26 protein-coding genes, 2 tRNA genes and 2 pseudogenes are annotated in these 26252 nt (G+C 69.1%); 16 read left to right on the top strand and 14 right to left on the bottom strand.

Annotated elements, in window-relative coordinates:
• Window positions 1-2: 2 nt before the first annotated feature.
• Together ACSF8R_RS05965 and ACSF8R_RS05960 are read right to left on the bottom strand one after the other, a co-directional pair.
• Complete coding sequence (locus tag ACSF8R_RS05965; RefSeq protein ID WP_434810939.1) at window positions 3-1337, bottom strand: cryptochrome/photolyase family protein; 1335 nt, start codon at window positions 1335-1337, stop codon at window positions 3-5.
• A 62-nt stretch (window positions 1338-1399) separates the two neighbouring features.
• Window positions 1400-2395, bottom strand: coding sequence for a diacylglycerol/lipid kinase family protein (locus ACSF8R_RS05960; RefSeq protein WP_434810938.1), 996 nt, complete (start codon window positions 2393-2395; stop codon window positions 1400-1402).
• A 55-nt stretch (window positions 2396-2450) separates the two neighbouring features.
• Here ACSF8R_RS05960 and serS point away from each other — a divergent pair, with 55 nt between their 5' ends.
• Together serS and ACSF8R_RS05950 are read left to right on the top strand one after the other, a co-directional pair.
• The gene (serS, locus tag ACSF8R_RS05955) at window positions 2451-3716 is read left to right on the top strand and encodes a serine--tRNA ligase (RefSeq protein WP_434810937.1); all 1266 of its coding nucleotides are present in this window, start codon (window positions 2451-2453) and stop codon (window positions 3714-3716) included.
• Window positions 3713-4519 (top strand): HAD family hydrolase, encoded by an 807-nt coding sequence (locus ACSF8R_RS05950; protein WP_434810936.1) that lies wholly within the window; start codon window positions 3713-3715, stop codon window positions 4517-4519. Before serS ends, ACSF8R_RS05950 begins: the two co-directional genes overlap by 4 nt.
• Window positions 4520-4539: 20 nt before the next feature.
• On the opposite strand, the gene ACSF8R_RS05945 is transcribed toward ACSF8R_RS05950, so the two are convergent.
• Window positions 4540-4624: transfer RNA gene (locus ACSF8R_RS05945), tRNA-Ser, on the bottom strand.
• 228 nt (window positions 4625-4852) lie between these two features.
• Between ACSF8R_RS05945 and ACSF8R_RS05940 the strand changes: the two genes are divergently transcribed.
• On the top strand, window positions 4853-6148 hold the full coding sequence (locus tag ACSF8R_RS05940; RefSeq protein WP_434810935.1) for an LCP family protein: 1296 nt from the start codon (window positions 4853-4855) through the stop codon (window positions 6146-6148).
• Between the two features lie 198 nt (window positions 6149-6346).
• Window positions 6347-6438: transfer RNA gene (locus tag ACSF8R_RS05935), tRNA-Ser, on the top strand.
• Window positions 6439-6562: 124 nt separating this feature from the next.
• Here ACSF8R_RS05935 and ACSF8R_RS05930 read toward each other — a convergent pair.
• Complete coding sequence (locus ACSF8R_RS05930) at window positions 6563-6916, bottom strand: hypothetical protein (RefSeq protein WP_434810934.1); 354 nt, start codon at window positions 6914-6916, stop codon at window positions 6563-6565.
• Between the two features lie 65 nt (window positions 6917-6981).
• On the opposite strand from ACSF8R_RS05930, the gene ACSF8R_RS05925 reads away from it, so the two are divergent.
• The 5 genes and pseudogenes from ACSF8R_RS05925 to ACSF8R_RS05905 all read left to right on the top strand — a co-directional run bounded on the left by ACSF8R_RS05925 (window position 6982) and on the right by ACSF8R_RS05905 (window position 12531).
• A complete protein-coding gene (locus tag ACSF8R_RS05925; RefSeq protein WP_434810933.1) occupies window positions 6982-8157 on the top strand; it encodes a thiolase family protein in 1176 nt (391 codons plus the stop codon).
• Between the two features lie 129 nt (window positions 8158-8286).
• Window positions 8287-9612 carry an ABC transporter substrate-binding protein gene (locus ACSF8R_RS05920; protein ID WP_434810932.1) on the top strand — a complete coding sequence of 442 codons (1326 nt, stop codon included), beginning with the start codon at window positions 8287-8289 and terminating at the stop codon, window positions 9610-9612.
• Window positions 9613-9776: 164 nt separating this feature from the next.
• A pseudogene (locus ACSF8R_RS05915) lies at window positions 9777-10544 on the top strand (carbohydrate ABC transporter permease); the annotation flags it as partial.
• 4 nt (window positions 10545-10548) lie between these two features.
• Window positions 10549-11421 (top strand): annotated as a pseudogene (locus ACSF8R_RS05910) (NosD domain-containing protein); the annotation flags it as partial.
• A 63-nt stretch (window positions 11422-11484) separates the two neighbouring features.
• Entirely contained in the window at window positions 11485-12531 is a 1047-nt protein-coding gene (locus ACSF8R_RS05905; protein ID WP_434810931.1) for a LacI family DNA-binding transcriptional regulator, read from the top strand.
• Between the two features lie 36 nt (window positions 12532-12567).
• Here ACSF8R_RS05905 and ACSF8R_RS05900 read toward each other — a convergent pair whose 3' ends face one another.
• Together ACSF8R_RS05900 and ACSF8R_RS05895 are read right to left on the bottom strand one after the other, a co-directional pair.
• Complete coding sequence (locus ACSF8R_RS05900) at window positions 12568-13629, bottom strand: alpha/beta hydrolase (RefSeq protein ID WP_434810930.1); 1062 nt, start codon at window positions 13627-13629, stop codon at window positions 12568-12570.
• Between the two features lie 124 nt (window positions 13630-13753).
• Window positions 13754-14164, bottom strand: coding sequence for an NUDIX hydrolase (locus ACSF8R_RS05895; protein ID WP_434810929.1), 411 nt, complete (start codon window positions 14162-14164; stop codon window positions 13754-13756).
• A gap of 49 nt (window positions 14165-14213) precedes the next feature.
• On the opposite strand from ACSF8R_RS05895, the gene ACSF8R_RS05890 reads away from it, so the two are divergent.
• Both ACSF8R_RS05890 and ACSF8R_RS05885 read left to right on the top strand, forming a co-directional pair.
• On the top strand, window positions 14214-15695 hold the full coding sequence (locus tag ACSF8R_RS05890) for an SDR family NAD(P)-dependent oxidoreductase (protein ID WP_434810928.1): 1482 nt from the start codon (window positions 14214-14216) through the stop codon (window positions 15693-15695).
• A 4-nt stretch (window positions 15696-15699) separates the two neighbouring features.
• Complete coding sequence (locus ACSF8R_RS05885) at window positions 15700-15915, top strand: putative acetyltransferase (RefSeq protein ID WP_434810927.1); 216 nt, start codon at window positions 15700-15702, stop codon at window positions 15913-15915.
• A 310-nt stretch (window positions 15916-16225) separates the two neighbouring features.
• Here the strand turns inward: ACSF8R_RS05885 and ACSF8R_RS05880 are convergent, their stop codons facing one another.
• The 5 genes from ACSF8R_RS05880 to ACSF8R_RS05860 all read right to left on the bottom strand — a co-directional run bounded on the left by ACSF8R_RS05880 (window position 16226) and on the right by ACSF8R_RS05860 (window position 22199).
• Window positions 16226-18274 carry a PKD domain-containing protein gene (locus ACSF8R_RS05880; protein ID WP_434810926.1) on the bottom strand — a complete coding sequence of 683 codons (2049 nt, stop codon included), beginning with the start codon at window positions 18272-18274 and terminating at the stop codon, window positions 16226-16228.
• A gap of 155 nt (window positions 18275-18429) precedes the next feature.
• Window positions 18430-19554 carry a Gfo/Idh/MocA family protein gene (locus ACSF8R_RS05875; RefSeq protein ID WP_434810925.1) on the bottom strand — a complete coding sequence of 375 codons (1125 nt, stop codon included), beginning with the start codon at window positions 19552-19554 and terminating at the stop codon, window positions 18430-18432.
• The gene (locus ACSF8R_RS05870) at window positions 19551-20375 is read right to left on the bottom strand and encodes a sugar phosphate isomerase/epimerase family protein (protein WP_434810924.1); all 825 of its coding nucleotides are present in this window, start codon (window positions 20373-20375) and stop codon (window positions 19551-19553) included. Before ACSF8R_RS05870 ends, ACSF8R_RS05875 begins: the two co-directional genes overlap by 4 nt.
• A 159-nt stretch (window positions 20376-20534) precedes the next feature.
• Window positions 20535-21134 (bottom strand): TetR/AcrR family transcriptional regulator, encoded by a 600-nt coding sequence (locus ACSF8R_RS05865; RefSeq protein ID WP_434810923.1) that lies wholly within the window; start codon window positions 21132-21134, stop codon window positions 20535-20537.
• 246 nt (window positions 21135-21380) lie between these two features.
• Window positions 21381-22199, bottom strand: a complete 819-nt coding sequence (locus tag ACSF8R_RS05860; RefSeq protein ID WP_434810922.1) for a shikimate 5-dehydrogenase — start codon at window positions 22197-22199, stop codon at window positions 21381-21383.
• Between the two features lie 78 nt (window positions 22200-22277).
• Here ACSF8R_RS05860 and ACSF8R_RS05855 point away from each other — a divergent pair, with 78 nt between their 5' ends.
• From ACSF8R_RS05855 to ACSF8R_RS05845, 3 genes are all read left to right on the top strand, one after another.
• On the top strand, window positions 22278-22604 hold the full coding sequence (locus tag ACSF8R_RS05855) for an ATP-dependent DNA ligase (RefSeq protein WP_434810921.1): 327 nt from the start codon (window positions 22278-22280) through the stop codon (window positions 22602-22604).
• Window positions 22601-22852, top strand: coding sequence for a hypothetical protein (locus tag ACSF8R_RS05850; RefSeq protein WP_434810920.1), 252 nt, complete (start codon window positions 22601-22603; stop codon window positions 22850-22852). Before ACSF8R_RS05855 ends, ACSF8R_RS05850 begins: the two co-directional genes overlap by 4 nt.
• 86 nt (window positions 22853-22938) lie before the next feature.
• Window positions 22939-23250, top strand: a complete 312-nt coding sequence (locus ACSF8R_RS05845; RefSeq protein ID WP_434810919.1) for a hypothetical protein — start codon at window positions 22939-22941, stop codon at window positions 23248-23250.
• A gap of 96 nt (window positions 23251-23346) precedes the next feature.
• Here the strand turns inward: ACSF8R_RS05845 and ACSF8R_RS05840 are convergent, their stop codons facing one another.
• Window positions 23347-23520, bottom strand: a complete 174-nt coding sequence (locus tag ACSF8R_RS05840; protein ID WP_434810918.1) for a CsbD family protein — start codon at window positions 23518-23520, stop codon at window positions 23347-23349.
• A 237-nt stretch (window positions 23521-23757) separates the two neighbouring features.
• Between ACSF8R_RS05840 and ACSF8R_RS05835 the strand changes: the two genes are divergently transcribed.
• Window positions 23758-24297, top strand: a complete 540-nt coding sequence (locus ACSF8R_RS05835; RefSeq protein ID WP_434810917.1) for a YaeQ family protein — start codon at window positions 23758-23760, stop codon at window positions 24295-24297.
• A gap of 106 nt (window positions 24298-24403) precedes the next feature.
• Window positions 24404-25087, top strand: a complete 684-nt coding sequence (locus ACSF8R_RS05830; RefSeq protein WP_434810916.1) for a hypothetical protein — start codon at window positions 24404-24406, stop codon at window positions 25085-25087.
• A gap of 79 nt (window positions 25088-25166) precedes the next feature.
• Here ACSF8R_RS05830 and ACSF8R_RS05825 read toward each other — a convergent pair whose 3' ends face one another.
• Together ACSF8R_RS05825 and ACSF8R_RS05820 are read right to left on the bottom strand one after the other, a co-directional pair.
• Window positions 25167-25889: an aquaporin gene (locus tag ACSF8R_RS05825; protein WP_434810915.1), complete on the bottom strand. Its 723-nt coding sequence runs from the start codon at window positions 25887-25889 to the stop codon at window positions 25167-25169.
• Window positions 25886-26233 (bottom strand): ArsR/SmtB family transcription factor, encoded by a 348-nt coding sequence (locus tag ACSF8R_RS05820; protein ID WP_434810914.1) that lies wholly within the window; start codon window positions 26231-26233, stop codon window positions 25886-25888. The genes ACSF8R_RS05825 and ACSF8R_RS05820 overlap by 4 nt, the downstream gene beginning before the upstream one ends.
• Between the last annotated feature and the right edge of the window lie 19 nt (window positions 26234-26252).

Here is a 26252-nt window from a genome sequence, read left to right as displayed (position 1 = left end):
GGTCAGCCCCGCCGCATCGCTTCGTAGGCGGCGAGGGCGGCCTGCCGGGATTCGCGCAGGTCGACGATCGGTTCGGTCTCGAGCCCGTCGGGCGCCCAGCGGGCGATGTAGCGGCCCTGCGGGTCGAACTTCTTCGCCTGCAGCTCGGGGTTGAACACCCTGAAGTATGGCGCGGCGTCGGCGCCGGAGCCCGCGACCCACTGCCAGTTGAACGGGTTGTTGGCGGCATCCGCGTCGACGAGCGTGTCCCAGAACCACTCCTCGCCGTGGTGCCAGTGCACGAGCAGGTTCTTCACGAGGAAGGATGCCGTGACCATCCGCACCCGGTTGTGCATGAAGCCGGTGCGCCACAGCTCCCGCATCCCCGCATCGACGAGTGGGATGCCGGTGCGCCCGCGCTGCCACGCTTCGAGCAGCGTGGGTCGCAGCCGCGGCCAGGGGAACGCGTCGAACTGCGGCCGCAGGTTCTTCGTCGCGAGATCGGGTGCGTGGAACAGGGTGTGCCATGCGAATTCGCGCCACCCGAGTTCGGAGAGGAACCCGTGCAGTGGCGCGCCGGATTCGACGGCGGCGTGCCACACCTGGTGCGGGCTCAGCTCGCCCCAGCGCAGGCGGGGTGACAGGAGCGAGGTGGCCCCGGCATCCGGTTCGTCGCGGGCACGGTCGTAGTGTGCGGCGTCGTCGGCGATGAACTCGCGCAGGCGGTGGCGGGCCGCGGTCTCGCCGGGCGTCCAGGCTTCGCGCAGGCCGCCTGCCCAGTCGGGGTGTCGGGGGAGCAGGCCCCAGTCGTCGAGCGCGTCCGAGTCGACGCGGCGCCTGGGGACGGCGAGTTCGCGGGGTTCGGCGACGGGACCGCGGGGCGCGGCCAGCGCGAGGCAAGCCTTCCAGAACGGCGTGAAGACGGCGTACGGCGTTCCCGCGCCGGTGCGGACGGTCCACGGCTCGAAGAGCAGTGATGCGCTGAACGAGCTCGCTTCGCGGCGATCCTCTCGCAGGGCGGCTTTGATGCCGGTGTCGACGGTCCGCTCGGGTCCGCCGTAGCGGCGGTTCCAGAACACGGCCGATGCGTCGACGTCGGCGGCCACCGACGGCACGACGTCGGCCGCCCGTCCGCGGCGCAGCACGAGCGTCGATCCGCGCTCGGCGATGCGCTCGCCGAGGCGTTCGAGACTGCCGTGCAGCCACCACTTCGCGGCGCCGCCGAGGGGACGGATGCCGGTGGATTCCTCGTCGAGCACGTACAGCACGACGACGGGTTCGTCGCGGTCGGCGGCCGCCCGCAGTGCGGGGTTGTCGGCGAGCCGCAGGTCGTCGCGCAGCCAGACGAGGGTGGTCATGCACCTATCTTGCCGCGCCCCGGGAATCGGGTTCGGGGGATTGCCTCGGCGTCGCGCGTCGGCTATGCGCTCTTGTCGTGCCCCTTCGGCAGCGTCACGATCAGGGCGCCCGCCTCGACGTGCACCCGCATCTGCGTGGCTTCGCCGAACTCGTCGCCGTCGAGCTGCACCGGGTGCAGGCCTTGGGCTGCGACGTCGATGCCATCGCCGCGCGAGTAGCGCACCGAGTTGTCTTTCGTGCGCAGCTTGAGGATTTCGCGGCCCGCACGGAACTTGCGCAACACGCTGTTGTCCCACGCGACGCGCCGCCACACGAGCAGCCATCCGAGTGCGCTCTTGGGCTGGAACAGGGCGATGTCGAGTTGACCGTCAGAGACGGATGCCTCGGGGATGAGTTCGAGCCCCGCCGGCAACGACCCGCAATTGGCGAACAGCACGCTGTGCACGGTGGCGCGGTGCATCTTGTGTCCCGCGAGCTGGTACATGATCTCGAACGGCTTCGCGCCGATGAGCGACTTCGCGGCGCCGTCGACGTACGCGACCCATCCCACGCGCTTCTTGAGGTCGCCGCTCGTGTTGGCGATCATCGCGGCATCGAGGCCCATGCCGCCCATCACGACGAACGCGCGTTCTTCGGTCTCACCGCTCTCGCGCGTCATCCGTGCGATGCCGACGTCGATCTGCTGCGTCGTGCCGTCGAAGGTGGCGCGCACCATCGGCTCGGGCTTTTCGAGCGGTAGGCGCAGGTTGCGTGCGAGCAGGTTGCCGGTGCCGCTGGGGACGATCGTCAGCGGCACGCCGCTGCCGGTCATCGCCTCGCTGACGGCTCGCACGGTGCCGTCGCCACCGGCGACGAGTACGGCAGACGGCTGCTGTTCGAGCGCTTCGCGGGTGACGCCGTCGCCGAGGTCTTCGACCGTCGTCTCGTAGAAGAGGGGTTCGTCCCAGCCGTGCTCGCTCGACAGGTTCGAGACGAGCGCCTTCAGCGAGGGGCCGTCGGCCTTGACCGGATTGAAGACGAGCGCGGCCCGCTGCCGGCTGGGGGAGTCGTCGCTCATGCGTTCACGATAGCCCGCACGCAGCCGAGTCGCGGCCCTGTGGGAGACTTGTCCGGTGATCGACCTGGCACTTCTTCGTGACGACCCTGACCTCGTGAAGCGCTCGCAGGAGGCGCGCGGGTCGTCGCCCGAGACGGTGGATGCCGCGCTCGCCGCCGACCGTGACCGCCGCGCTGCGATCACGACGTTCGAAGAGCTGCGTGCGGCGCAGAACGCGCACGGCAAGAAGGTCGCCGCTGCACCCAAGGACGAGAAGGCTGCGCTGGTCGCCGAGGCGAAGCAGCTCAGCGCCGACGTCAAGGCGGCCCAGCAGGCCGTCACGGTCGCCGAGGAGGCAGCCGATGCCGCTCTCGCGCTGATCGAGAACATCGTCGTCGACGGGGTTCCCGCCGGGGGTGAGGAGAACTTTGTCACCCTGCGCACGCACGGTGAGACGGCGTCGTTCGACTTCGAGCCGCTCGATCACCTCGCGCTCGGCGAGAAGCTGGGCGCCATCGACATGGAGCGAGGCACGAAGGTGTCGGGCAGCCGCTTCTACTTCCTCAAGGGCATCGGCGCGCGCCTCGAGTACGCGCTCATGTCGCTCGCGTTGCAGCGGGCGGTGGATGCCGGGTTCATCCCGATGATCCCGCCGACCCTGGTGCGCCCAGAGGTCATGCGCGGCACGGGATTCCTCGGCCAGCACGCAGATGAGGTCTACCGCCTCGAGGCCGACGACCTGTACCTCGTCGGCACGAGCGAGGTGCCGCTGGCCGGCTACCACATGGACGAGATCCTCGACCTGACCGCGGGCGCCAAGCGCTACGCGGGATGGTCGACGTGCTACCGCCGTGAGGCGGGTTCGTACGGCAAGGACACCCGCGGCATCATCCGCGTGCACCAGTTCAACAAGCTCGAGATGTTCGTCTACACGACTCCCGAGGATGCCGAGGCCGAGCACCTGCGTCTCGTCGAGATGCAGGAGCGCATGCTGCAGGACCTGGGGCTCAGCTACCGCGTCATCGACGTTGCGGCCGGTGACCTCGGATCGTCGGCGGCCCGCAAGTACGACATCGAGGCGTGGGTGCCGACGCAGGGCGCGTACCGGGAGCTCACGAGCACCTCGAACTGCACGACCTATCAGGCGCGTCGCCTCGACATCCGTCACCGTCCTGACGGCGGCAAGACGACGCCGGTCGCGACGCTCAACGGCACGCTCGCCACCACGCGGTGGATCGTCGCGCTGCTCGAGACGCACCAGCGCGCCGACGGTTCGGTCGTCATTCCCGAGGTGCTGCGCCCGTACCTGGGCGGGATCGAGGTCGCGGAGCCCATCGCGTGACGCGTGATCGGCTGCTGATCGCGCTCGACGTCGACGGCACCGTCCTGCTCGAGGACGAATCGCTCAGTCCGGGCGTCGTCGACGCGGTTGCGACCGCGCGTGAAGCGGGCCACGAGGTCCTGCTCGCGACCGGCAGGTCGTGGGAGGGCACGCACGGCGTCCTGCGTCTGCTGCAGGTGTGGCCCGAGTATGCGGTGTGCTCGAACGGCGCGGTCATCATGAAGCGGGTCGAAGGTGAGGGGCCGGCCGCCTACGTGCGCCACTACGTCGAGACGTTCGATCCGACCCAGGTGCTCGAACTGCTGCGCACGCACCTGCCCGACGCGCACTATCTCGTCGAGCTGGCTGACGGTCGGCGTCTCTACACGGAGCACATGGACGACTGGAACCTCAGCGCCGCAATGCAGGTCAGCTTCGAAGAGCTTTCGGCGCAGCCGGTGTGCCGCGTCGTCGTCGTCTCACCAGACGGTACGAGCGACGAGTTTCTCGAACTGGTCTCGCGCGTGGGGCTCAACGAGGTGTCGTACGCGGTCGGATGGTCGGCATGGCTCGACATCGCCCCGCACGGCGTCGACAAGTCGACGGCGCTCGAACGCGTGCGCGGCTGGCTCGATGTCCCGCCCGCGCACGTCATCGTGATGGGCGACGGGCGCAACGACGTCGGCATGTTCCGCTGGGCACGGACGAACGGTGGTCGCGCGATCGCGATGGCGCAAGGCCCCGACGAGGTGCTGGCCGAGGCATCCGAACACACGACGACCGTCTACGACGGCGGCGTGGCCGAAGTGCTGATGCGGCTGTAAATCTGCGGAAGGTGGTTCTGCGGAGGGTGTGGGATTCGAACCCACGGGACATTGCTGCCCACCGGTTTTCAAGACCGGATCCTTCGGCCGCTCGGACAACCCTCCCGACCGGCGAACCGGTCGCGGTCGAGTCTATCCGAGCGCGCGCAGGTGAATTGGATGGCGCGGCCGGCGCGACACCTCCTACGGCCGGGGATGCGGTGCGGGCCCTCACAACCGGTTTTCAGTGACCGATCCCTAAAATGGTGCAGATTGCGGCACAGTTCTGCGAGCCCCCGATCGCAGACGAATCCCTCGCCGCAGCCGGCCGTGCCGGTCACGAAAGGATGCCCAGTGAGCGACACCCCCGAATCGGCGACCCGGTCGCCGCGTCGTGAGCCGGTGGCGCGCCACGGCATCCACCCGAAGCCCAACCCGTTCACGCAGCTGCTCACGGTGCTCGGCGCCGTGCTGGCCGTCGTCGTGCTGAGCGTCACCGCCGTCGGCGGTTTCTACGTCTGGAACGCGGCGCGAACGCTGGACGACAACGGCGTGGCGATCGGCGACGAAGCGTCGCTGCCCCCGTCGATTGGTGAGATCGAGGGCGGGGTGAACATGCTCATCGTCGGCACCGACTCGTGTGAGGGGCAGGATCTCGAGCTCTTTCCCCGGTGTGCGCACGATGACGGCGGTGAGCGCAACGACGTCACGATGCTCGTGCACATCAGTGACGAGCCGCGACGCGTGACCGTCGTCTCGTTCCCCCGCGACATGATCGTGGCGATCCCCGAGTGCACGGGGGAGGACGGCACCACCTACGGTGCGATGAACGCGCAGATGATCAACACGTCGTACATGTACGGCGGGCTGGCGTGCTCGGTCGCGACCGTCGAAGAGCTCACGGGCGTCGACATCCAGTTCGCGGCCGCCATGCGGTGGACCGGCGTCATCAACATGTCGGATGCCATCGGCGGTGTCGACGTGTGCGTCTCGGGTGACATCAAAGACAGTCACACCGGCCTCGACCTCGAGGCGGGTGAGCACACGCTCGTCGGTGCCGAGGCGCTGCAGTTCCTTCGCATCCGGCACGGCATCGGCGACGGCTCGGACCTCGGCCGCATCTCGAACCAGCAGCAGTTCATGAGTTCGATGGTGCGCAAGCTGCAGTCGGGTGGCGTGCTCGCCGACCCGGCGACGCTGCTGCACTTCGCCAACACGGCGATCAACCAGGTCTCGACGCAGCAGATCGTGCTGTCGAATTCGCTCGCCAACCCGACCCGCATGGTGCAGATCGCGATGGCTGTGAAGGACGTCGAGTACAAGGACATCGTCTTCGTGCAGTACCCGACTGAGTACGCTCCGGGCGGCGCGCGTGTGCTGCCCATCACCTATGCGGCCGACGCCCTGTTCGAGGCGCTCGAGCAGAACGTGCCCCTCAACCTCACGGGTGACGTCAGTAGCGGCTACGGTGTCGAGATCGTCGGTGAGGCCGATGGGGCGGGCGGCGACTCCACCGCAACGCCCACGCCGGATGCCACGGGCACCCCGTCGCCCGATGCCACCGCCGACGCGGACGACGAGTCCGTCGACCTGCCGAGCGAGATCAGCGGCCAGACCGCCGCCGACGTCACCTGCACCGTCGCCGGCTGAGCCCCCGTGGTTGCGTGCCGCCACGCAGTGGCTGTGCCTCCGGTGGTTGAGTGCCGCCACGCAGCGGCTGGGCCCCGGCGGTTGAGTGCCGCCACGTAGTGGCGGTGTATCGAAACCACACCAAACCCGGTTCGGATCCACCCGCGGGAACCGTTATGATTGCCGGGTGTGTTCGCCCGTCTCGACGGTCGGATGCCTGGAGACGTCGCATAGTCAGGCCTAGTGCACCACCCTGCTAAGGTGGAGTCCTCGCAAGGGGACCGAGGGTTCAAATCCCTCCGTCTCCGCCACAGAATCCCTGGTCAAGAGCCATTCTTGCGAGATGCTCGGGTGACGCATCGGTCACTATCGGGTTGCTCCACTCGGTTCTACCGAGCCTCCGGATGTCGGAGGCTGATGCCAAGCTTCGTGTCATCACGACTCCGACGCCACCTCCACGGTGACCATGAACTCGCAGCTCGACGCGTCGAGCACCTCGTCGGTGTACGCGGCGCGCACCACCCCGTCGTCGTGCTCGTCGGATCCGCACAGGGCGCGACCGCTCGGGATGCGATCGATGCCGGTGCGTGACCCGTCTGCGAGCACCAGTTCCAGGTCGACGATCGTTCCGTGCACGGGTGTCACGGCGATGTTCTCAAGGTCGTGGTGCGTCTCCGAGAGTCGGCCGTCGGGTTCGGTGACGCACGTCCACTCCACCCGCTGATAGCGCTCGATCTCGGGGCCGCAGCACTCGTGCTCCCACCCACCGACGATGATCTCGAGACGCATGGGTTCAACCTACGGTGCCTGCGGCCGTCATGGATCTCCTCGCCAGCGCCTGACAGGATTCGACTATGACCCGCGCCCACATCTACAGCGCCGTGCGCACACCGTTCGGTCGTGCCGGCGGCGCTCTCGCCGGCACCCGCCCCGACGACTTGGCCGCACTTGTCATGCGCGCCGTCGTTGAGCCTGCCGAGGCGGATGCGACACGGATCGACGACGTCATCTTCGGTGACGCGAACCAGGCGGGCGAAGACAACCGCAATGTCGCGCGGCTCGGTGCCCTGCTCGCGGGATTTCCGACCTCGGTCACCGGCGTGACCGTCAACCGGTTGTGCGCATCGAGCGTCGAAGCCGTGATCCAGGGCTCACGGGCGATCGAATCCGGCGATGCGTCACTCGTGCTCACGGGTGGTGTCGAGTCAATGAGTCGTGCGCCGTTCGTCGTCGAGAAGTCGTCGAAGCCGTTTGCCGCCGTCGGCAATCAGACCATGTGGAACACCGCGATCGGTTGGCGCATGACCAACCGTGCGCTGCCGACGCACTGGACGATCTCCAACGGTGCCGCCGCCGAACAGACGGCCCGCACCTGGGGGATCAGCCGCGAGGAGCAGGACACGTTCGCTGTGCGCTCGCACCGACTCGCAGCAGCCGCATGGGATGCCGGGATCTACGACGTCGAGACCGTCGCGGTGCCCGGGGTGGAGCTCGCGCGCGACGAGGGCATCCGTGACGACACCAGTGCCGAGAAGCTCGCGGGGCTGAAGCCGCTGTTCGCCACCGACGGCACGGGAACCGTGACCGCCGGCAACTCCTCGCCCATCAACGACGGCGCCTCCGCCGTGCTGCTCGGCGCGGAAGGGGCACTCGCTTGTGACCCGCTCGCCGTGATCACCGGCCGCGGTGCACACGGTGTCGACCCGGATGCGTTTCCGACCGCGCCGATCGAGGCAGCCAACAAGGCGCTTGCGCGGGCCGGGCGCACGTGGGCCGACGTCGACGTCGTCGAACTCAACGAGGCCTTCGCCTCACAGTCCCTCGCGTGCATCGCAGGCTGGCCCGATCTCGACCCCGAGAAGGTCAACATCCACGGCGGCGCGCTCGCGATCGGCCACCCGCTCGGCGCGTCCGGCGGTCGCATCGTCGGGCACGCCGCGCACGAGCTCGCCCGCCGCGGCGGCGGGGTCGCGGTGGCCGCGATCTGCATCGGCGTCGGGCAGGGCCTCGCGGTCGTGCTCGAACGCTGAGCGCATTGACACCCGTCGGGGTTGCGCTCTATGGTGATGCCAGAACGTTTTGCCAATACGTTTTGGCAGTGATCGAACCAACATCGAACACCCACCAGAGAACGCCCTGCAGAAACGGGAGAAGAAGTAATGGAGCTTCGCAAGAATCACACGGCGCGAGGTCGCGCGGCCAGACTCGCCGGCGCCATCGCTGTCGTCGGCGCCGCCTCGCTCGCACTCAGTGCGTGCGGCGCGGGGGCGAGCACGCCCACGCAGTCCGGTAGCGACGAGCTGACCGTCGTCGTCGAAGGCGGCGGCCTGGCCGAGCTGCAGCCGATCGCCGACCTGTACAAGGAGGAGACGGGCACCACCGTCACCCTCGTCGAATTGCCGTACGCGGGCCTCTACGACCGTATCTCGGCCGAGCTGCAAGCCGGAACGCCGTCGTTCGACGTCGCAGCGCTCGACGCGATCTGGCTGCCGGCGTTCGCGCCCGGTCTCGCGCCGCTCGACGACCTCTACACGGATGATGTCGAGAGCGACCTGTTCGGTGGGCTGCTGGCCGAGGCGCAGGTCGACGACGCCTACGTGGGCGTGCCGGTCTGGACCAACTCCGAGATCCTCTTCTACCGCACCGACCTGTTCGAAGACGCACAGAACAAGACCGACTTCGAGGCCGAGTACGGGTACGAACTCCTGCCCCCGGCCACGTGGGAGCAGTACCGCGACGCGGCAGAGTTCTTCACCCGCGACACCGACGGCGACGGCGAGGTCGACCTGTACGGCACCGACGTGAAGGGCGCCGTCGAGACCGAGTGGCTCGCGACGGTGTCGCAGGCCGGTGCCGCGAACATGGTGCTGGACGCAGCGTCGGGCGAGGTGACGATCGACGATGCCGAGCATCAGGCTGCGCTCGACTACTACATCAGCCTGCTGCCGTATGCCCCCACCGGCGCCGCGCAGCTCGACTGGGCCGGCGCGCAGAACCTCTTCTACCAGGGCAACCTCGCCATGATGCGGTTCTGGGGCCACGCGTACCGGCAGACGCCCGACGACTCGCCGGTCAGGGACAGCATCGGGGTCGCACCGATGATCGGCGGTCCGGGCGGCGTTGCCGGTGTGCCGGGCGCCTGGTACCTGTCGGTGCCGGCCAGCGGTGCGAATCAGGATGCCGCGAAGGACTTCATCGCCTTCGCCTTTGAGCACAACGAAATGTCGGCTGACACCTCGCTCGGCCTCGTGGCCCGCACGAGCGCGTTCGAGAGCAAGGCGGCGGTCGAGGGGTTCGAGCACTACCCCGCGCTGATGCAGACGCTCGAAGCGTCGCAGAGCCTTCCGCGCCCGGCATCCGAGCACTGGCAGGAGATCGTCGACTCGGTGCTCGTGCCGCTGCTGCAACAGGCCGTCGAGCCGGATGCCGATACGGCGGCACTGCTCAGCGACGCCAAGACCCAGATCGAATCGATCATCCAGTAGTCGCCGTCCACCGGCGCGGAGGAACTCCCGTGACAACCACCCATCCCCCCGTCCGCGGTGGGGCGACCTCGGTCGCCCCACCGGCGGGCACCGGCGGCACGATCCCGCCGAGCCGGCGCAGACCGACGCGACGGCTGAGCGACCGGGGCTTCGCCGCGCTGCTCATGCTGCCGGCGGCGCTGTTCCTGGCGGTGTTCGTCCTGTGGCCGCTCGTGCGCTTCGTCGGTGACAGCTTCTTCGAGATCTCGCCGTTCGCCGGGGCGCCGCGCGAGTTCGTCGGCTTCGACAACTACGTCGCCGCGTTCGCGTCCGAGGCGTTCCAGAACGCATCCGTCCGCACCGTCGTCTACACCGTCATCGTCGTCGCCGCAGAGTTCGCGCTCGGCCTCGCCGTCGCGCTGCTGTTCAGCGCGCTCGGCAAGCGATCGACGATCTTCCGCACGCTGTTCATGTACCCGCTCATGATCGCGCCCGTGGTCGCCGGACTGCTCTGGCGCTTCCTCCTCATCGACAACTTCGGCATCGTCAACGAACTGCTCTTCGACGCGGGCCTCATCGCGAGCCGCGACCAGATCGCGTGGCTCAGCAACCCCGACATCGCACTGTTCTCGGTCGCGATCCCCGACATCTGGCTGACGACGTCGTTCATCACGCTCGTCCTGTTCGCAGGGCTGCAGAACATCCCCGGCGAGGTCATCGAAGCCGCCCGCATCGACGGTGCACGCTACCCGCGGCTCCTCGTGTCGGTCATCATCCCGCTGCTGCGCCCCGTCATCGCGGTCGCGCTCATCGTCCGCGGCATCGACGCGGCGCGCGCGTTCGACATCATCCTCATCCAGACCGACGGCGGCCCACAGGGGAGCACCACCACCCTGAGCCTCCTCATCTACCGGACCATGACCCGCTTCGGCGACCCGGGCCTCGCCAGCGCCCGGCGGCAACCCCGAGAACTCCTACCGCAACGGTCGGACCGGCATCCATGTCGCGAGCGCCAACGATTCGTTCCGCGTGACCGAGATGGGGTTCGTCTACCTCGAGCATGCGGTGGTCATCCACAATGCCGATGCCCTCTCGATCCACGACAACTTCATCGCCGAATGCGGCAACTGCATCGAGCTGCGCGGGTGGGGGCAGGCATCCAAGATCACCGACAACCTGATCGGCGCGGGCTTTCGCGGCGACTCGATCTACGCCGAGCATCACGGCGGACTGCTCATCACCGCCAACAACGTGTTTCCGCGTGGCGCGAGCAGTGTGCGGCTGCGCGGCGTGACCCGGTCGAGCGTCACCGGCAACCGGCTCCACTCGTTCTACCCCGGCATGGTGGTCCTCGAGCACAGCTCGGAGAACCTCATCGCGTCGAACCACTTCCTCCGCGACGAAGAACCGTGGACGCCCTTCCTCGGCGTCGACAACGGACACGACGACGAATACGGTCTGCTCCGCATCGACGGCAGCGGCAACACCGTCGTCGGCAACCACTTCTCCGAACTCGTCGACGCGAGCAGTGTCCGCCCCGCCGGAGCGACGCCGGTGATCATGCGTCTGGTCGCGGGGCGAGGCAACGCCGTCACGACCAACCATGTGGTGGCGATGGACGTCGCGTCGGCCGCGAGCGATTCGTGCTTCGAAGCGCAGGTCGACGCGTTGCTCTCCGATGCTCCCGCGCCCGACCTGCGCGTCACGACGGTGCGCGTCGACGCTGCGTCCAGTGGCAACACGATTCTCGATTCCGGTCGCGAACGCGACGTCGAACTGGATGCCGCGGCCAACGCGTTCCGGCCGACCCCCGACGTGCCCGGGGCGTGAATCGCGGCGAACGGCCCGCGGATGGTACGAAAGAGAGGCAGTGCGATGGTGAGGGAGCAGCGCGTGATACGCAGGCAGGTCGGCATCCGCGACGTCGCAGCGGCCGCCGGTGTCTCGGTCACGACCGTTTCGCACGTCCTCAACGAGACGCCGCACACCCGCACGAGCGACGACACGAAAGAACGCGTCAAGCAGGCCGCCGAGCAGCTCGGCTACAAGGCGAACCGGCTCGCACGCGGGCTGCGCATCAACGCGTCAGGCATGGTCGGCCTGATCACCGAAGAGATCGCGATCACCCCGTACGCGGGTCGGATCATCCAGGGTGCACAGGAAGAGGCGGCCAAGCGCGGGTTCACGCTCGCGATCCTCAACTCCGAGCTCAACCCGGATCCTGAGATCGACCCGAAGCTGTCGCAGGCGCTCGTCGATCGCCAGACAGATGGACTGATCTACGCGACCGTCTACCACGACGAGGTCGTCGTGCCCGCGCAGATGCACGCCGCCCCGGCGGTGCTCATCGGGGCGAGAGACCGCGACGGAGATGTGCCCTCGGTCATGCCCGACGAGCGTGCCGGTGCGGCTGCGGTCATCGACATGCTCGTCGAAGCCGGGCACACACGGATCGCGTTCGCCGCCAGCAGCATCGACGTGCCGGCGACCCGCGGCCGGCTCGTCGGCGTTCGTGAAGCACTCGCGGATGCCGGGCTGCTCGATGAGGCGCTCATCGTCGAACGAGAGGCCGAGGCGGCCGGGGGATACGCAGCCGCGCGGGCGCTGCTCGATCGGCCCGCCGAGGATCGTTCGACAGCCCTCTTCTGCTACAACGACCGCATGGCGATGGGCGTGTACCGGGCCGCAGCCGAGCTCGGGCTGTCGATTCCCGGCGACCTGTCGGTCGTCGGGTTCGACGACCAGGCGCCGATCCCGCACAGCCTGTACCCCGAGCTGACGACCGTCGCGCTGCCGCACTACGAGATGGGCGCGTGGGCCGTCAACACGCTGTCTGCGCTCATCGACGGCAAGGACGAGTACCGGCTGCTCGGCGCCCACGCGACGCTGCTGCCCTGCCCGATCGTCGAGCGCGGCTCGGTCGCGCGCCTGGGGGTCTGAGCGTTCCAGGCGCCTGAGCGCGCCGCGATGCGCCCTCTAATCGTGCAGCAACCGCAGTGCCCGCACGGCCTGATCGTGCCAGCGGCGGGCGGCGTCGAGCACGCCCGTGAAGTACCAGGCGTCGTGGGTGACGCCGCGGTACTCGACGACCGTGGCATCCACTCCGGCTCGGCGCAGTGCCGCGCCGTAGGCGGCGCCGTTGCGTCGCAGCGGGTCGTACTCGGCGGTGAGGATGACCGCCGGCGGCAGGTCTGCGTGCGAGGCGGCGCGCAGCGGTGACGCGAACGGCTGGGTGGGGGACTGGTCGCCGAGGTAGGTGCGGCGCACCGAGCGCAGCTCTCGTAGCGCGATGATCGCGGGGATGCCCATGGCCCACGTGGGGCGCAGGTCGACATGCCAGGGTGTGAGGTCGACGACGGGCACCTCGAGCAGCTGCAGGCGGAGTGGGTGCCCGGTGCGGTCGCGGTTCATGAGGGTGACGGCGGCGGCGATCGCACCGCCAGCCGACGTGCCCTGCACGCCGATGCGGCTCGCGTCGACGCCGAGGGATGCGGCATTCGCGACGAGCCACTCCAGGGCCGCATGCCCCTGTTCGACCTGCGTCGGGTAGCGGTGCTCGGGGGCGAGCGCGTAGCGGACGGCGACGACGATGACCCCGGCATCCACCGCGCGGCGTCGGTATGCGGCATCGGTCGTCGGATAGTCGACGCCGCCGATGCGGAACGCGCCGCCGAAGAACGCGAGCACCGCCGGGGCGGGGCCCTCTTCGACGGGATGCGGCCGGTAGATGCGCACGCCGACGTCGGGGAACCCGTCGACCGCGACGGTGTGCTCTTCGGTGGTCACCTCGGGGCCGGGCGTCCCGACCGTCGCGAGCTCGGTGCGATCCCACGCGAGCGCCGCGCGGCGGTGGCGTTCGCGGGGTGTGAGCGGCTTGCGGGTCTTCGCCGTCGGCTTGACCCCGGTACTGGCGACGGGTGGCGGCGGTGCGCTGCCCGTCCAACGGCGCAGCGGCAGCAGCATCCGCTGCCACGCCTGCCCGATGAGGTAATGCCGGTGCACGCGCAAGCGCTCGGCGAAGTACGGGTCGAGGGGCATGGCGGCTGGCTCCTTGCAGGGTCGATTCAGGCTACCCGCCGTCTCTCCGATGGCGTCTTGTATCGATCTGCGACACCTGCGCGTCATCGCCGACCGGGTCGACCTGTACCGTCCGGTGCAGGACTCAGGCGGGTAGGAAGTTCTCGCGCGCGAGCGGCGCGACCTCGAGCGTCTCGGCGTCTGCGCGGGTGACCCACCGCAACTCCTCGATCTCGGCCTGCGCGACGGGCACCTGTGAACCGATCTCGACCGCGAACACGTCGGCCACGACAAGGTGGCCGGGCTCGTTCGCGGCGGCGTTCGTGAACGAGCCGAGCGGGCGCAACTGCGCCGGATCGACGTGCAGGCCGAGCTCCTCCGCGAGCTCCCGGATGAGCGTCTCACCCGGCGACTCGCCGGGCTCGGGCTTGCCGCCCGGCTGCATGAACGCCGTCGTGCCGCCCTTGCGCACGAGCAGCAGGCGCCCGGCCGCATCGACGATGACAGCGGCCGAGACGTGGATGCGGCGCTGCCCATCGCCCTGAGAGGAGGTCACCCCGGCACGCTAACAGGCATCGCTCACCACCGCCGACGTAGAATCGCGTGTGCCCCCCGAGACCTCCGTTCCCTCCGACCTGCCCGCAAGCGGCATCGATCCCGCGGATCTGGAGACCACCCTGCGGGTGCTGGCGACGCTCCACGACGTCGATCAGACCCACCCCGACTTCGTCAGCGTGCGCCGCGCGACGGCCGCGATGTTCAAGGCGACCAAGCGTGTGCGCCGCCGCGAGATCCGCGAGGCGATCGCCGCAGCCGACCGTGCCGTCGTCGCCGCGACCGCCACCGGCGCCCCCGACCGCATCGACGACGAGACCCGCGGCATCCCCATCAGCACCTCGACGACGACGCCGACGGCGGGCACGCTCATCAAGGCCCGCCCCTGCTACATCTGCAAGCAGCCGTACACGCTCGTCGACGCGTTCTACCACCAGCTGTGCCCCGAGTGCGCCGCGATGAGCCACGCCAAGCGCGACGCCCGCACCGACCTCACCGGCAAACGGGCGCTGCTGACCGGTGGTCGCGCGAAGATCGGTATGTACATCGCGCTGCGGCTGCTGCGCGACGGTGCGCACACGACGATCACGACGCGCTTCCCGCGCGACGCCGTGCGCCGATTCTCGAGCCTGCCCGACTCGGCCGACTGGATCGACCGGCTCAAGATCGTCGGCATCGACCTGCGCGACCCGGCGCAGGTGATCGGACTGGCCGACGAGGTCGCCGCCGCCGGCCCCCTCGACATCCTCATCAACAACGCGACGCAGACCGTGCGGCGCTCGCCGGGGGCGTACCAGCCGCTCGTGGATGCCGAACTCGCCCCGCTCCCGCAGGGGGCCGTGCCCGAGCTGGTCACGTTCGGGCACACCAACGACCAGCATCCGCAGGCCCTCGAGCGGTCGGTGACCGCGCACCCGATTCTCGCCGCTGCCGCCTCGCGCGCGGACGAGCTCACCGAGCAGGCGATGGCCGCAGGGTCCAGTTCGCTCGAACGCCTGCACGCCGGCACCGCGATCGACGCGGGCGGGCTCATCCCCGACCTCGACCACACGAACTCGTGGGTGCAGCGCGTCGACGAGGTCGACCCGCTCGAGATGCTCGAAGTGCAGCTCGCGAACACGACCGCACCGTTCCTGCTCATCTCGCGCCTGCGCGCCTCGATGGCAGCGAGCCCCGCCCGACGCACCTACATCGTCAACGTCAGCGCGATGGAGGGCGTCTTCAACCGCGGCTACAAGGGCCCCGGACACCCGCACACGAACATGGCCAAAGCCGCCGTCAACATGCTCACCCGCACGAGCGCGCGCGAGATGTTCGAGACCGACGGCATTCTCATGACGAGCGTCGACACCGGCTGGATCACCGACGAGCGCCCGCACCCCACGAAGGTGCGCCTCGCCGAAGAGGGCTTCCACGCACCGCTCGACCTCGTCGACGGTGCCGCCCGCGTCTACGACCCGATCGTGCGCGGCGAAGCGGGGGAGGACCTGTTCGGCGTCTTCCTCAAGGACTACGCACCCGGAAAGTGGTGACCTCGTGGTGAGGCTGCCCGCTCCCGGTCGCCGGGTCGTCGTGCGCTACCTGCTGCCGACCGGGCAGGCGACCGATGCCCTCGGCGAACTGCTCAGCGCTGATGCCGAAACGGTTGTCGTCGACGGCAAGCGCGGCGTCGAGCGCATCGCCGTGGCCGACATCATCGCGGCGAAAGCAGTGCCGCCGCCGCCGGCACCCCGGCAGCGTCGCGCGGACTGACCCGCGCGGAGGCCGTTGCGTCGGAGTGGGCGACGGCTATGGGCGCCCGGCATCCACCGCCGCGACGGCGTCTCGGACGGCTCGATCCGCCGTTGACGAGCAGCCCGTGCGCGCCGCGAGGCCCGCCACACGCACCGCCGATCCGTGCCGCCGCGGTTGCAGCCTCGCACCGTGCGGGTCGGGTGTCAGCCAGCCACTGCGGCCGGCTGTCAGCGCCGTCGGCAGCGACCCCAGAAAGCCGCGTCCTGCGGCGAGGAAGCGGCAGCGAAGGTCCGCTCCGTCATGCCGGAAGCCTACGTGATCGATCTGTTTACCCCGGGGGAAGCACGACCGTCCACGAAATCGCCTTGCTCGAAGCGATGCCGGCGTTCGCAGTGGCCGTCCCCGACGGCCCCGCCGAGGCGGCCACGCTGTCCGCGAGCGCGCTGGTGATCATGCCGCTCCCAGACCCGTTGCTGCTCGTGCGGAGCGCGACGCCACCGCTCACTGTCCAGGAGTGGGCGGCGTTGACCTTGTCGCTCCATTGCCGCACCACGATCGAACCCGGTGTCGCGACGGTCACGGTCGGGGCAGTGTGTGTCGAGGTGCTGGTGGACTCGGCCGTCGATGCATAGGCCGACGGGGCCCCCGTATCCGAATATGCGCCCAGCGACAGCGCTACCTTCGCCTGTCCACCCAACGTGACCCTGATCGTGCTGCCCGCCGTCGCCGCGTCAGCGACCCTCGTGAACAGCGTGCTCCGCAGGTCGGATCCATCCAGCACCGTGCTCACCTGCTCCCACCCCGCCGGGGTCGTCGCGGAGGTTGCGCTGTTCGTCGACACGAACAGGAGCAGCCTGTCGCCGGCCTCCACGGCGCCCGGCGCAACGACCCCGGGCGCCGAAGAGTTGGCGTACGAGGATGCTGCCGCGCGGAACGCGGCCTCGGTCGCGGGCGCCGGCGCGACCGTGACCGAGCGCGTGTCGGTGTCAGTGCGCCCGTCATCGTCGGTCACCGTCAGGGTCACGTCATACGACCCCTCGGCCGCATATGTGTGTCCGGGCGCGACGCCGGTCTCGGTCGTGCCGTCACCGAAGTCCCACGCGAACTCGACGATGCTGCCGTCGGCATCACTCGAAGCGGCCCCGCTGAGCGGACACGAAAGGAACGTGCACGTCCCGGTGATCCGGGCCACCGGATCCACCTCGGTGGGCGGTGTGCCCTCGCGCTGCAGGATCACGGAATACTCCGCGCCGCCGCCGCCCGCTTTGATCGCATCCTCGACACCCGACACCGCGACCGCGCTCGTTCGGCGTGTCGTCGTACCGTCGCCGAGCTGTCCGTTGGCGTTGTCGCCCCACGACCGTGCGCCGCCGTCCGCCAGCGTGACCACACCGGAGTCGCGGGACGACCCCAAGGACACTGCGCCCGCGACATTGAGGACCTGCACCGGACGGGTGCGCTGCGTCGTGGTGCCGTCGCCGAGATTGCCCCGGTAGTTGCGACCCCATGAGGCCACGGTGCCGGACGTGCGCAACGCGAAGCTGTGATGGGCGCCCGCCGCGACGTCGACGACACCCGAGTCGATCACGCGGACCGGCGTCGTGCGATCCGTCGTGCTGCCGTTGCCGATCTGGCCGTAATCGTTCGACCCCCACGCCCACACAGACCCGTCGGAGCGAACAGCGAGCCCGTGATCGCGGCCACCCGCGATCCGCACGACATCCGTGAGCGCTGACACCTGCACCGGCGTGAGGCGTCGAGTCGTCGTTCCGTCGCCGAGTTGGCCCTCGTCATTGCGCCCCCACGCCATGACCTCGCCGTTGTCGCGAATCGCGTACGACATGTTGCGACCGCCCGCGATGGCCACCGCATCCGTCATACCGACGACCTGCACCGGCGAGCGGCGCATCGTGGTGGTCCCGTCGCCGAGTTGGCCGTCCGCGTTCAGGCCCCACTGCCATACGGTTCCGTCGGATCGGAGCGCCATCGAGAAGTTGTGCCCGGTTTCGACCGCGATGACGTCGCTCAGCCCCGGTACCTGCACCGGGAGGGAGCGGTTTCCGGTGGTGCCGATGCCGAGCTGCCCCTGGACATTGCTTCCCCACGTCCACACGGTGCCGTCGGCTCGGAGCACGATGACGTGCTCGCGTCCGCCGTGCACGTCGACCACATCGGTCAGCTCGACGACGGCTGCCGGCGTCGGACGGGCATCCGTCGTGCCATCTCCCAACTCGCCGAACGAGTTGTTGCCGAACGTGTACGGCGTACTCGGCGGCTCGAGCGCCGCGGCCGGCGGCGTCGTCGCGAGCAGCCCCGCAACGACCAGAACTGCGCCGATCAAACCTGCCGACGCGCGCGTATACACGGAACGACCCATGTCGAACTCCCCAGATCCAGACCATCCCCACCTGGAAGGTACCGCGAAGCACACGCCGGGGGAAGGGGCGCACCGCCCCAACCACGAGTGTCCAAGACCCGCGGATCCGGGGAGTGGCGGAACCGCGTGTCTTGGACACTCGAGATGGTGGGCCGTCAGAGGGTGGCGGCGAAGGGGTCGAAGTCGTCGGGCAGCAGGGGGATGGGCGCGACGGTGCTTTCGACGGTGACGGTCGTGCCGGTCGCGGCGGACCGTTCGGCAGACAGCAGCGTGTCGAGCACGTGGTAGCCGAGTTCGCCGGATGCCACGTGCGGACGCCCCGCGGCGAGCGCACGCACCATGTCGAGTGCACCCATGCCGCGGCCGACGGTGAGGTCGGCGTGCGGAATCTCTACCCACTCCTGTTCGGTCTTCATGCCGTCGCGCAGCACACCGAGCGGGGCGACGACCGCGATGCGGCCGGCGAACTGGTTCGGGTCGGGAATGACGATCGTGCCCTCGGTGCCGTGGATCTCGACGACGCCGTGACGCTCGAGCGCAGAGTCGAAGCTCAGCAGGCTCTGCGACTGCCCGCCGCCCTCGAACGCGGCGATCACCTGCATCGTCGACGGCACCTCGACGGGGAAGGTCGCCCCCGCGTTCGGACCGGTGTGGATGACGCGCTCCTCGCGCGCCTTGGAACCCACCGCGGCGACGGTCGCGACCGGACCGAACACACTGACCAGCGCCGAGAAGTAGTACGGACCCATGTCGAGCAGCGGGCCCGCACCCTTCGCGAACAAGAAGCCGGGGTTCGGATGCCACAGATCCGGCCCCTGCGTCTGGAACGCCGTCTGGGCGAACAGCGGCCGGCCGATCCGACCCGACTCGATCACCCGGCGCGCTGCCTGGAAGCCCGGGCCGAGCAGCGTGTCAGGGGCAGACCCGACCCGAAGGCCCGCGGCATCCGCCTCGCGCAGCAGTTCGGCGGCGCCCTCGAGGTCGAGGCCGAGCGGCTTCTCGGTCCACACGTGCTTGCCCGCGGCGATCGCGGCGCGCGAGACCTCGACGTGCACTGCCGGGATCGTGAGGTTGATGACGAGGTCGACGCCCGGGTGCGCGAGCACGTCGTCACCGGTGCCGGATGCCGGCACGCAGTGCTTGGCGGCCTGTGCGGCGGCGCGCTCGGTGTCGATGTCGCCGACGATCAGCACCTCGGTGTCGGGGAACGCGCCCAGGTTCTCGAGGTACGTGTCGCTGATGACGCCTGCGCCGATGAGGCCGATGCCGACCGCGCTCATCGGACGAACCCACCGTCACGCAGAAACGCGAGGCTCGCGGCGATGTCGTCGAAGACGTCACCGGGCGCGTTGTCGTACTCGATGACCGCGTACTGCACGGCGCTCGCCGCCTGCAGCGCAGCAGCCAGCGGCACGTCGCCACCGCCGGGTCGCCGCTGGTCGAGGCTCGCCGACCCGAACTCGCCGGCATCCGGGCCGAACGGGTTCACGGCGGGGGCGATGCCGTCCTTGACGTGCACCGCGACGAGGCGGTCACCGAGCGCGGCGGTGAGGGCCGCGGCATCCTGCCCGCCGACGAGCGCCCAGTACAGGTCGAGCTCGATCTGCACGCGCGGGTCGGTGAGCGAGACGAACCGCTCGAACGCGGTCTGTCCGTCGAAGCTCTTCACGAACTCCTGCGCGTGGTTGTGGTAGCCCACGGCGAGCCCGAACCCTGCTGCCGTCTCGACGAGGGCGTTGAGGCGCTCGGCGATGTCGGCGACGCCGTCGGCGGTGAACCAGCGCTCGGGCGCGACGAACGGGTCGATGACGGTCGTGAGGCCGACCTTCGCGGCGGCCTCGAAAACGACCTCGGGTGCCGGGGTCGGGATGGAGCCGTCGGGCGTCCACAGCTCGTCCGACAGCAGCGGTGCGTGCCCGGTGGGGGAGGCGAGTCCGGCGCCGTCGAGCGCCGTGCGGATCTCGCCGGGGCGGCGCACGAAATCGAAAGCCTCGACGTTGCGCAGACCCATCGCGGCGAGCTTGTCGAGCGACCCGCTCATGTCGGCCGAGAACTCCTCGGCCAGGGTGTACAGCTGAACTGATGCTTCGGGCAGGGCCACGTCGCCGTTCCTTCCATGCGTCCTTGCGGTGAAAACCTCCAAGTGGAGGTATTTGCTGAAGTCACTGTAGCAAGCGGATGCCGCCGCTGTCACGCACGGTGTTCCCGTCGATCCCACGCCGTGAGTTCCCGATTCCGTCGCGGAAAGCGGCGGGGAAGGTCAGCGGGCGGGGCGAAGGATGTGGGCAAGCACGCCGAGCGAGGCCTCAAGGTCGACCGCATCGTCGAGCAGCCACTGCGTCTGCAGGCCGTCGGATGCCGCGATCACGAGCGCCGCGACCTGCTCGGCATCGACGTCGTCACGGATGAGCCCCGCGCGCTGGTTGTCGCGCACCTGCTCGGCGATCGAACTGCGCAGGCGGTCGAAGCGCGCCGTGATGAACTCGGTCGCCGCGGGACGGTCGTTCTCGAGCGCCCCGGCGACGAGTGACGTGTACAGCTGCACCATGCCGGGGATCTCGCGGTTCTGCTGCGCCGACACCCGCATCCCCTCGATGGGCGTCTCGATCGGCTCCGCAGCCTCGACCTCGTCGAACTGTCGCTCCGATTCGCGATAGACCGCCACGAGCAGCTCTTCGAGTGACCCGAAGTAATGCGTGAGCGCGGCGTGGGTCACGCCGACCTCGCGTGCGATCGCCCGCAGGCTCGTGCGCTCCGAGCCGCGACGGGCGAACACCTCGATCGCGCGGTCGAGGATCTCTTGCCGTCGCGCGATGCCCTTCGCGTACGAACCGCGTGCGGTGGGGGAGTCGGTCGGCATAGGCGCAGTATAGGCAGGCGGTCGTTCGGGAGCGCTCCGCGAAATCGGAGAAACATTTGACAGCGGCCACTCCCCGCCGAGGCGGTGCTGCGCGTAGAGGGGTGAGCTGGGGCGCGGTGGCGCCGCGGCCTGTGCCTCCAGTGCCGTGTCGCAGATTCGGAGCACGTCACCGGATTCGGATCAAACCGGCATCCACATCCGAATCTGCGGCCGATCTCCGAATCTGGTGACGCGGGCCGAGCGTGGTCAGGCCTCGGCGCGCGAGAACTCGGACGCCCGGGCCACCTGCTCGGGGGTCGGCGTGACGCCCGTGTAGCGCGCGAACTGGCGAGCGGCCTGCAACGCGATGACCTCGGCGCCCGTGATCACCGCCCGGTCGGCGGCGCGCGCGGCGCGGATGAGCGGCGTCTCGGAGGGGAACGCGACGACATCGAACACGGTCGTCGCGGCCTCGATGTGGGCGGGAGTGAACGACAGCGTCTCGGCATCGGCGCCCCGCATGCCGAGCGGCGTCACATTGACGAGCACGCTGTGCCCCGGCGCCGGATCGGCGGTGACCGATCGGTAGTCGTAGGTCGCCGCGATCGCATCGCCGGCATCCGCGTTGCGGGCGACGATCGTGACGTCGTCGAACCCGGCGCCGCGGAACGCCGCGACGACGGCCTTGGCCATGCCGCCCGAGCCGCGCACGAGGACGGATGCCGCGGGGTCGAGCCGGTGCTCGGCGAGCAGCTCTGCGACCGCTTCGTAGTCGGTGTTCGACGCGGTCAGCACGCCGTTGTCGTTGACGATCGTGTTCACCGACTCGATCGCGGCCGCCGACGGTTCGACGATGTCGACCAGCGGGATCACCGCCTCTTTGAACGGCATCGACACCGAGCAGCCGCGGATGCCGAGGCCGCGCACGCCGGCGATCGCCGCGTCGAGGTCATCGGTCGTGAACGCTTTGTAGACGAAGTTCAGGCCGAGCTCGTCATAGAGGAAATTGTGGAACCGCGTGCCGATGTTCGACGGCCTCGCCGCCAACGAGATGCAGAGGGTCATGTCTTTGTTGAGAATCGGCATACCCACATCCTCCCGCACGGGTCGCCGCGCGCTGTCAAGCCCCCTGCTCGCGCTGCGGAGCGGCGCTAGGTTCGCGGCATGGGCAAGTTCATCTACGAGGGGTCGATCAAGGTCGACTTCGACGACCGCGTGCTCGCGCATCTGCAGGTGGTCATGCTCGACAAGCTGCGACGCGGCGAGCCGTTTCCGTTCAGTTGGAAAGACGATCGCAGCATCGGCAACGGGCGCACGACAGTGTGGGTGCACCCGCACGCGTCGCTCGTGTTCAAGTTCTACGGTTCTCGGCCGCCATCGATGAACCGCGCCTGGGTGGATGCCATGAGCCAAGCGGCGAATTCTGCCCGCGGCCTGTGGATTCTGCCCGAGGCGACCGAGGACTCGGCAACGGAGGAGACGGCACGATGAAGCGGATCGACATCGAGTACGGCGGGCGGCTGTACAGCATCGGCGGGCGGGAACTGGTCGATGTGCTGAAGGAGGTCGAAGACGGCGTCGCCTCGGGCGGGGCGACGTGGATGAAGGTGAACGACGGCGAGGGTGAGCGCCGCGACGCGCTGCTGCTGATCACCCCCGGTGTGCCGTTCGCCGTCATCCCCGTCCCGGCGCCCGAAGAGGGCGACGACGAGGATTCCGTGCCACCTGGGCTCGCCTGAAGGCGGGCCGCCCAGACGCTCACGGGGAAGTCAACCCCTACCGGATGTCGCAGGGATGAGTAAGACTCTTATCCGGGGGTGAGTGCATGAACGGTGTACTCGGTGCGCAGACCACTTCTGCGCGGAACAGTCTCGTCATCGAGGCGCTCGGGCAGGACGACGCGTGGCGACTGTGCGACGGGCGGGTCGGCCCGCGCGACGCCGAACACGTCATTGGCTACGCCGAGCGCACGGCCGGCGGCTTCGACGTCGTGTGGTTGTGCGGCGCGGAACACCGCGGCCGCTACGACGTGTGGGAGTCGGTGATCGCGGCAGCCGAATGGCATCTGTCATCGCGCGGCACCTCTGGCGCCACCCGGCCCATCCCGATCGCGTCGAAGGCGCCGCGCCGCGCCTGACGGGCGCTCGGCCGGCAACGCGCGGCGCCTGACGGGCGCCCGGCCTGACGCACGAGAACGGCGCCCCACCCGAGGGTGGAGCGCCGTCACGACGGGTCAGTTGTTGAAGGCGTCCTTGACCTTCTCGCCGGCCTGCTTCAGGTCGGCTTTGGCCTGATCTGCCTTGCCTTCGGCTTCGAGGTTCTCGTTGCCGGTGACCTTGCCGGCGGCTTCCTTCGACTTGCCGCCGAGGTCCTCCGCCGTGTTCTTGATCTTGTCGTCGAGGCCCATGGCATCCGTCCTTTCGTCTGAGACCGCCCGGTGTGGCGGTGGCTTTCCACGCTAGGCACGTCCGGCCGGTGAGCCGAGGGGGTTGACCGGGGCCGGGTCGTCGGTTACGCGAGTACCGCGACGACGTCCCCGGGCCGCGCGTCGCAGATTCGGAGATTGTCGTCGGAATCGGATGCCGCGGGCCCTCGCATCCGAATCTGCGGTCATTCTCCGAATCTGCGACCGTAGGCTGGAGGTATGGCTGCCGGGGCGACGATCCACACGTTCGATGTGCAGTTGGCGAACGTGGATCGCGGCGTTTATGAAGACCTGACGCTGCGGGTCGCGCGGCATCCGTCCGAGACCGACCAGTTCATGTTGACGCGGCTGCTGGCGTACTGCCTCGAATACACCGAGGGCATCGCGTTCAGTGAAGGCATCTCGGCGACCGACGAGCCCGCCGTCTTCGTGCGTGACCTCACCGGCCGCCTCACCGCCTGGATCGAGGTGGGCGCGCCGGATGCCGAGAAGCTGCACCTCGGCAGTCGCCAGGCCGAGCGCACCGTGGTGTACACGCACCGCGACCCCGCCAAGGTCGCCGCGCGGTGGGAGGGTGCTCGCATCCACCGTGGCGAAGCCATTTTGCTGTACAGCTTCGACCCCGGCTTCATCGACAGCGCCGTCGGCTCGCTCGAACGCCGCAACACCCTGACGGTCTCGGTCACTGAACGCCAGCTCTACCTCGTCCTCAACGGCGTGACGACGTCATCTGCCGTGCACGAGCAGCCCGCGGCCTGACGCCGAGTCGCTGGGATTCGATGATGTGCGCGGGAGCGCCCGTGCATTACGCTGTGATCGCATCCAGCGGTCGACCGGGTTCGGGGTGGGGTCTGATCTCTCATCGGTGACGCTGACTCGTGCGGCGCGCGACCCGGCATCCGGGTGGCGGGCCGGGCAGATCAGCCCACCGAACGAGAGAGGCACCGTCATGCCCAACCCCCGAAAACTCACGACCATGTTCAGCGCCGCGATGGTCGCAGTCGCGCTGACCATCACCCCGGCGCTCGGCGCATCGGCCGCGACGAACCCCCCGTACGTCACGAAGACCGAGTTCGGACAACTGAAGTTCGGCATGACGCGTAGTGCGGTCGCGAGTCTTTTCGGCACATCCGGCCGCACCTACGCCGAGAACGAGGACTACATTCTGAAGGAGTACCGGATCGCGTACGGCAAACGTTCGTACAGCGTAGACCTCACCTTCTGGGTGGATGACCGCGGTGTCTACCGCATGGTGGACTACAGCGCGATCTGGACCTACAAGCCCAACCGCACGCAGGACCCGGCAACGAAGACCGAGTACAGCAAGATCAAACTCGGCCACTCCCTCGCTCAGGTGCGAGCGACGATCGGGTCAGCGGGCACGATCTGGTTCGACAATCACGCCGACCTCGAGTCGCAGGAGGACTTGCATATCAAGTCCTTCCTCTGGCCGGTCTCGTACAACAGCTACGGCGAGGTGCAGATCACCTTCGAACGCAACGCCTCAGGAACGTACGTCGTGACCGACAAATGGGCGTTCTGGAGCTGACCGGAGGGTCCGAGACGCCCGCGGCCTGACCGTTCGCACCGTCACCGGATTCGGAGATTGTCGCCGGATTCGGGGCGGATCAGGCTCCCGGGTCCGAATCCACGACCTTCGTCCGAATCTGCGACACCTCGGGCCGCACGAACAGCGCGACCGCAACGGCAGCGCCCACCGCGGCGCCCACGAGCTGTGCGGCGATGAACGGCAGGACGGATGCCGGGGCGATGCCGGCGAACGTGTCGGTGAACGCGCGGCCGATCGTGATCGCAGGGTTCGCAAAGCTCGTCGACGACGTGAACCAGTAGGCGGCGCCGATGTAGGCGCCGACCGCCGGCGCGACCCATGTCGAGCGCCCGGCCCGCACGAGGCCGAAGATCACGAGCACGAGGCCGGCGGTAGCGACGACCTCGGCGAGCAGCGTCGTGCCGGACGCGCGCTCGGTCGTGCTCCAGGCGACGGCCGGCAGGCCGAACATGGCGTTCGCGAGCATCGCGCCGGCGATGCACCCGGCGATCTGCGCGCCGATGAACGTCATCACCCGTGCGGGCTTCGGGGGCCCGCCCCGCACCGCGAGTGCCGCATCCACGAGCGTCACCGCAGGATTGAAGTGTGCGCCGCTCACCGGCTGGAACACCGCGATGAGGACTGCGAGTCCCAGGGTCGTCGCGAGCGAGTTCTGCAGCAGCTGCAGCCCGACGTCGCCGGGGGAGAGGGATGCCGCTGCGATGCCGGATCCGACGACGATGGCCGACAGCAGCAGTGCGCCGGTGAACTCGGCGCCGGCCGCACGGGCGAGACCGGTCACGTCGTGACGAACAGGCCGGACAGGCGCTCGAGCGCGCCGGGCACGATCGCGTAGTACGCCCAGGTGCCGCGCTTGCTGCGGGTGAGGAACCCGGCCTCCGTGAGGATCTTGAGGTGGTGCGACACGGTCGGCTGGCTGAGGCCCACCGGGTCGGTCAGATCGCACACGCACGCTTCGCCGTTCTGGGTCGCGGCGACGATCGACAGCAGCCGAAGGCGCGTCGGATCGGCGAGCGCCTTGAGGGTGTGGGCGAGCTGCTCGGCATCCGCTGCCGTGAGCGTCTCCCGCACGAGCGGCGTGCAACAGGCGACTGTCGAGATGTCGGTGACGTCGAGCGTGGTCATGCATCGATGATAGTCGATA

This window comes from Microbacterium sp. bgisy189 (assembly GCF_965345345.1).
GTDB lineage: Bacteria > Actinomycetota > Actinomycetes > Actinomycetales > Microbacteriaceae > Microbacterium.
Note: the sequence above shows the minus strand (reverse complement) of the source record. Positions and strands in the feature narration are given on the sequence as shown.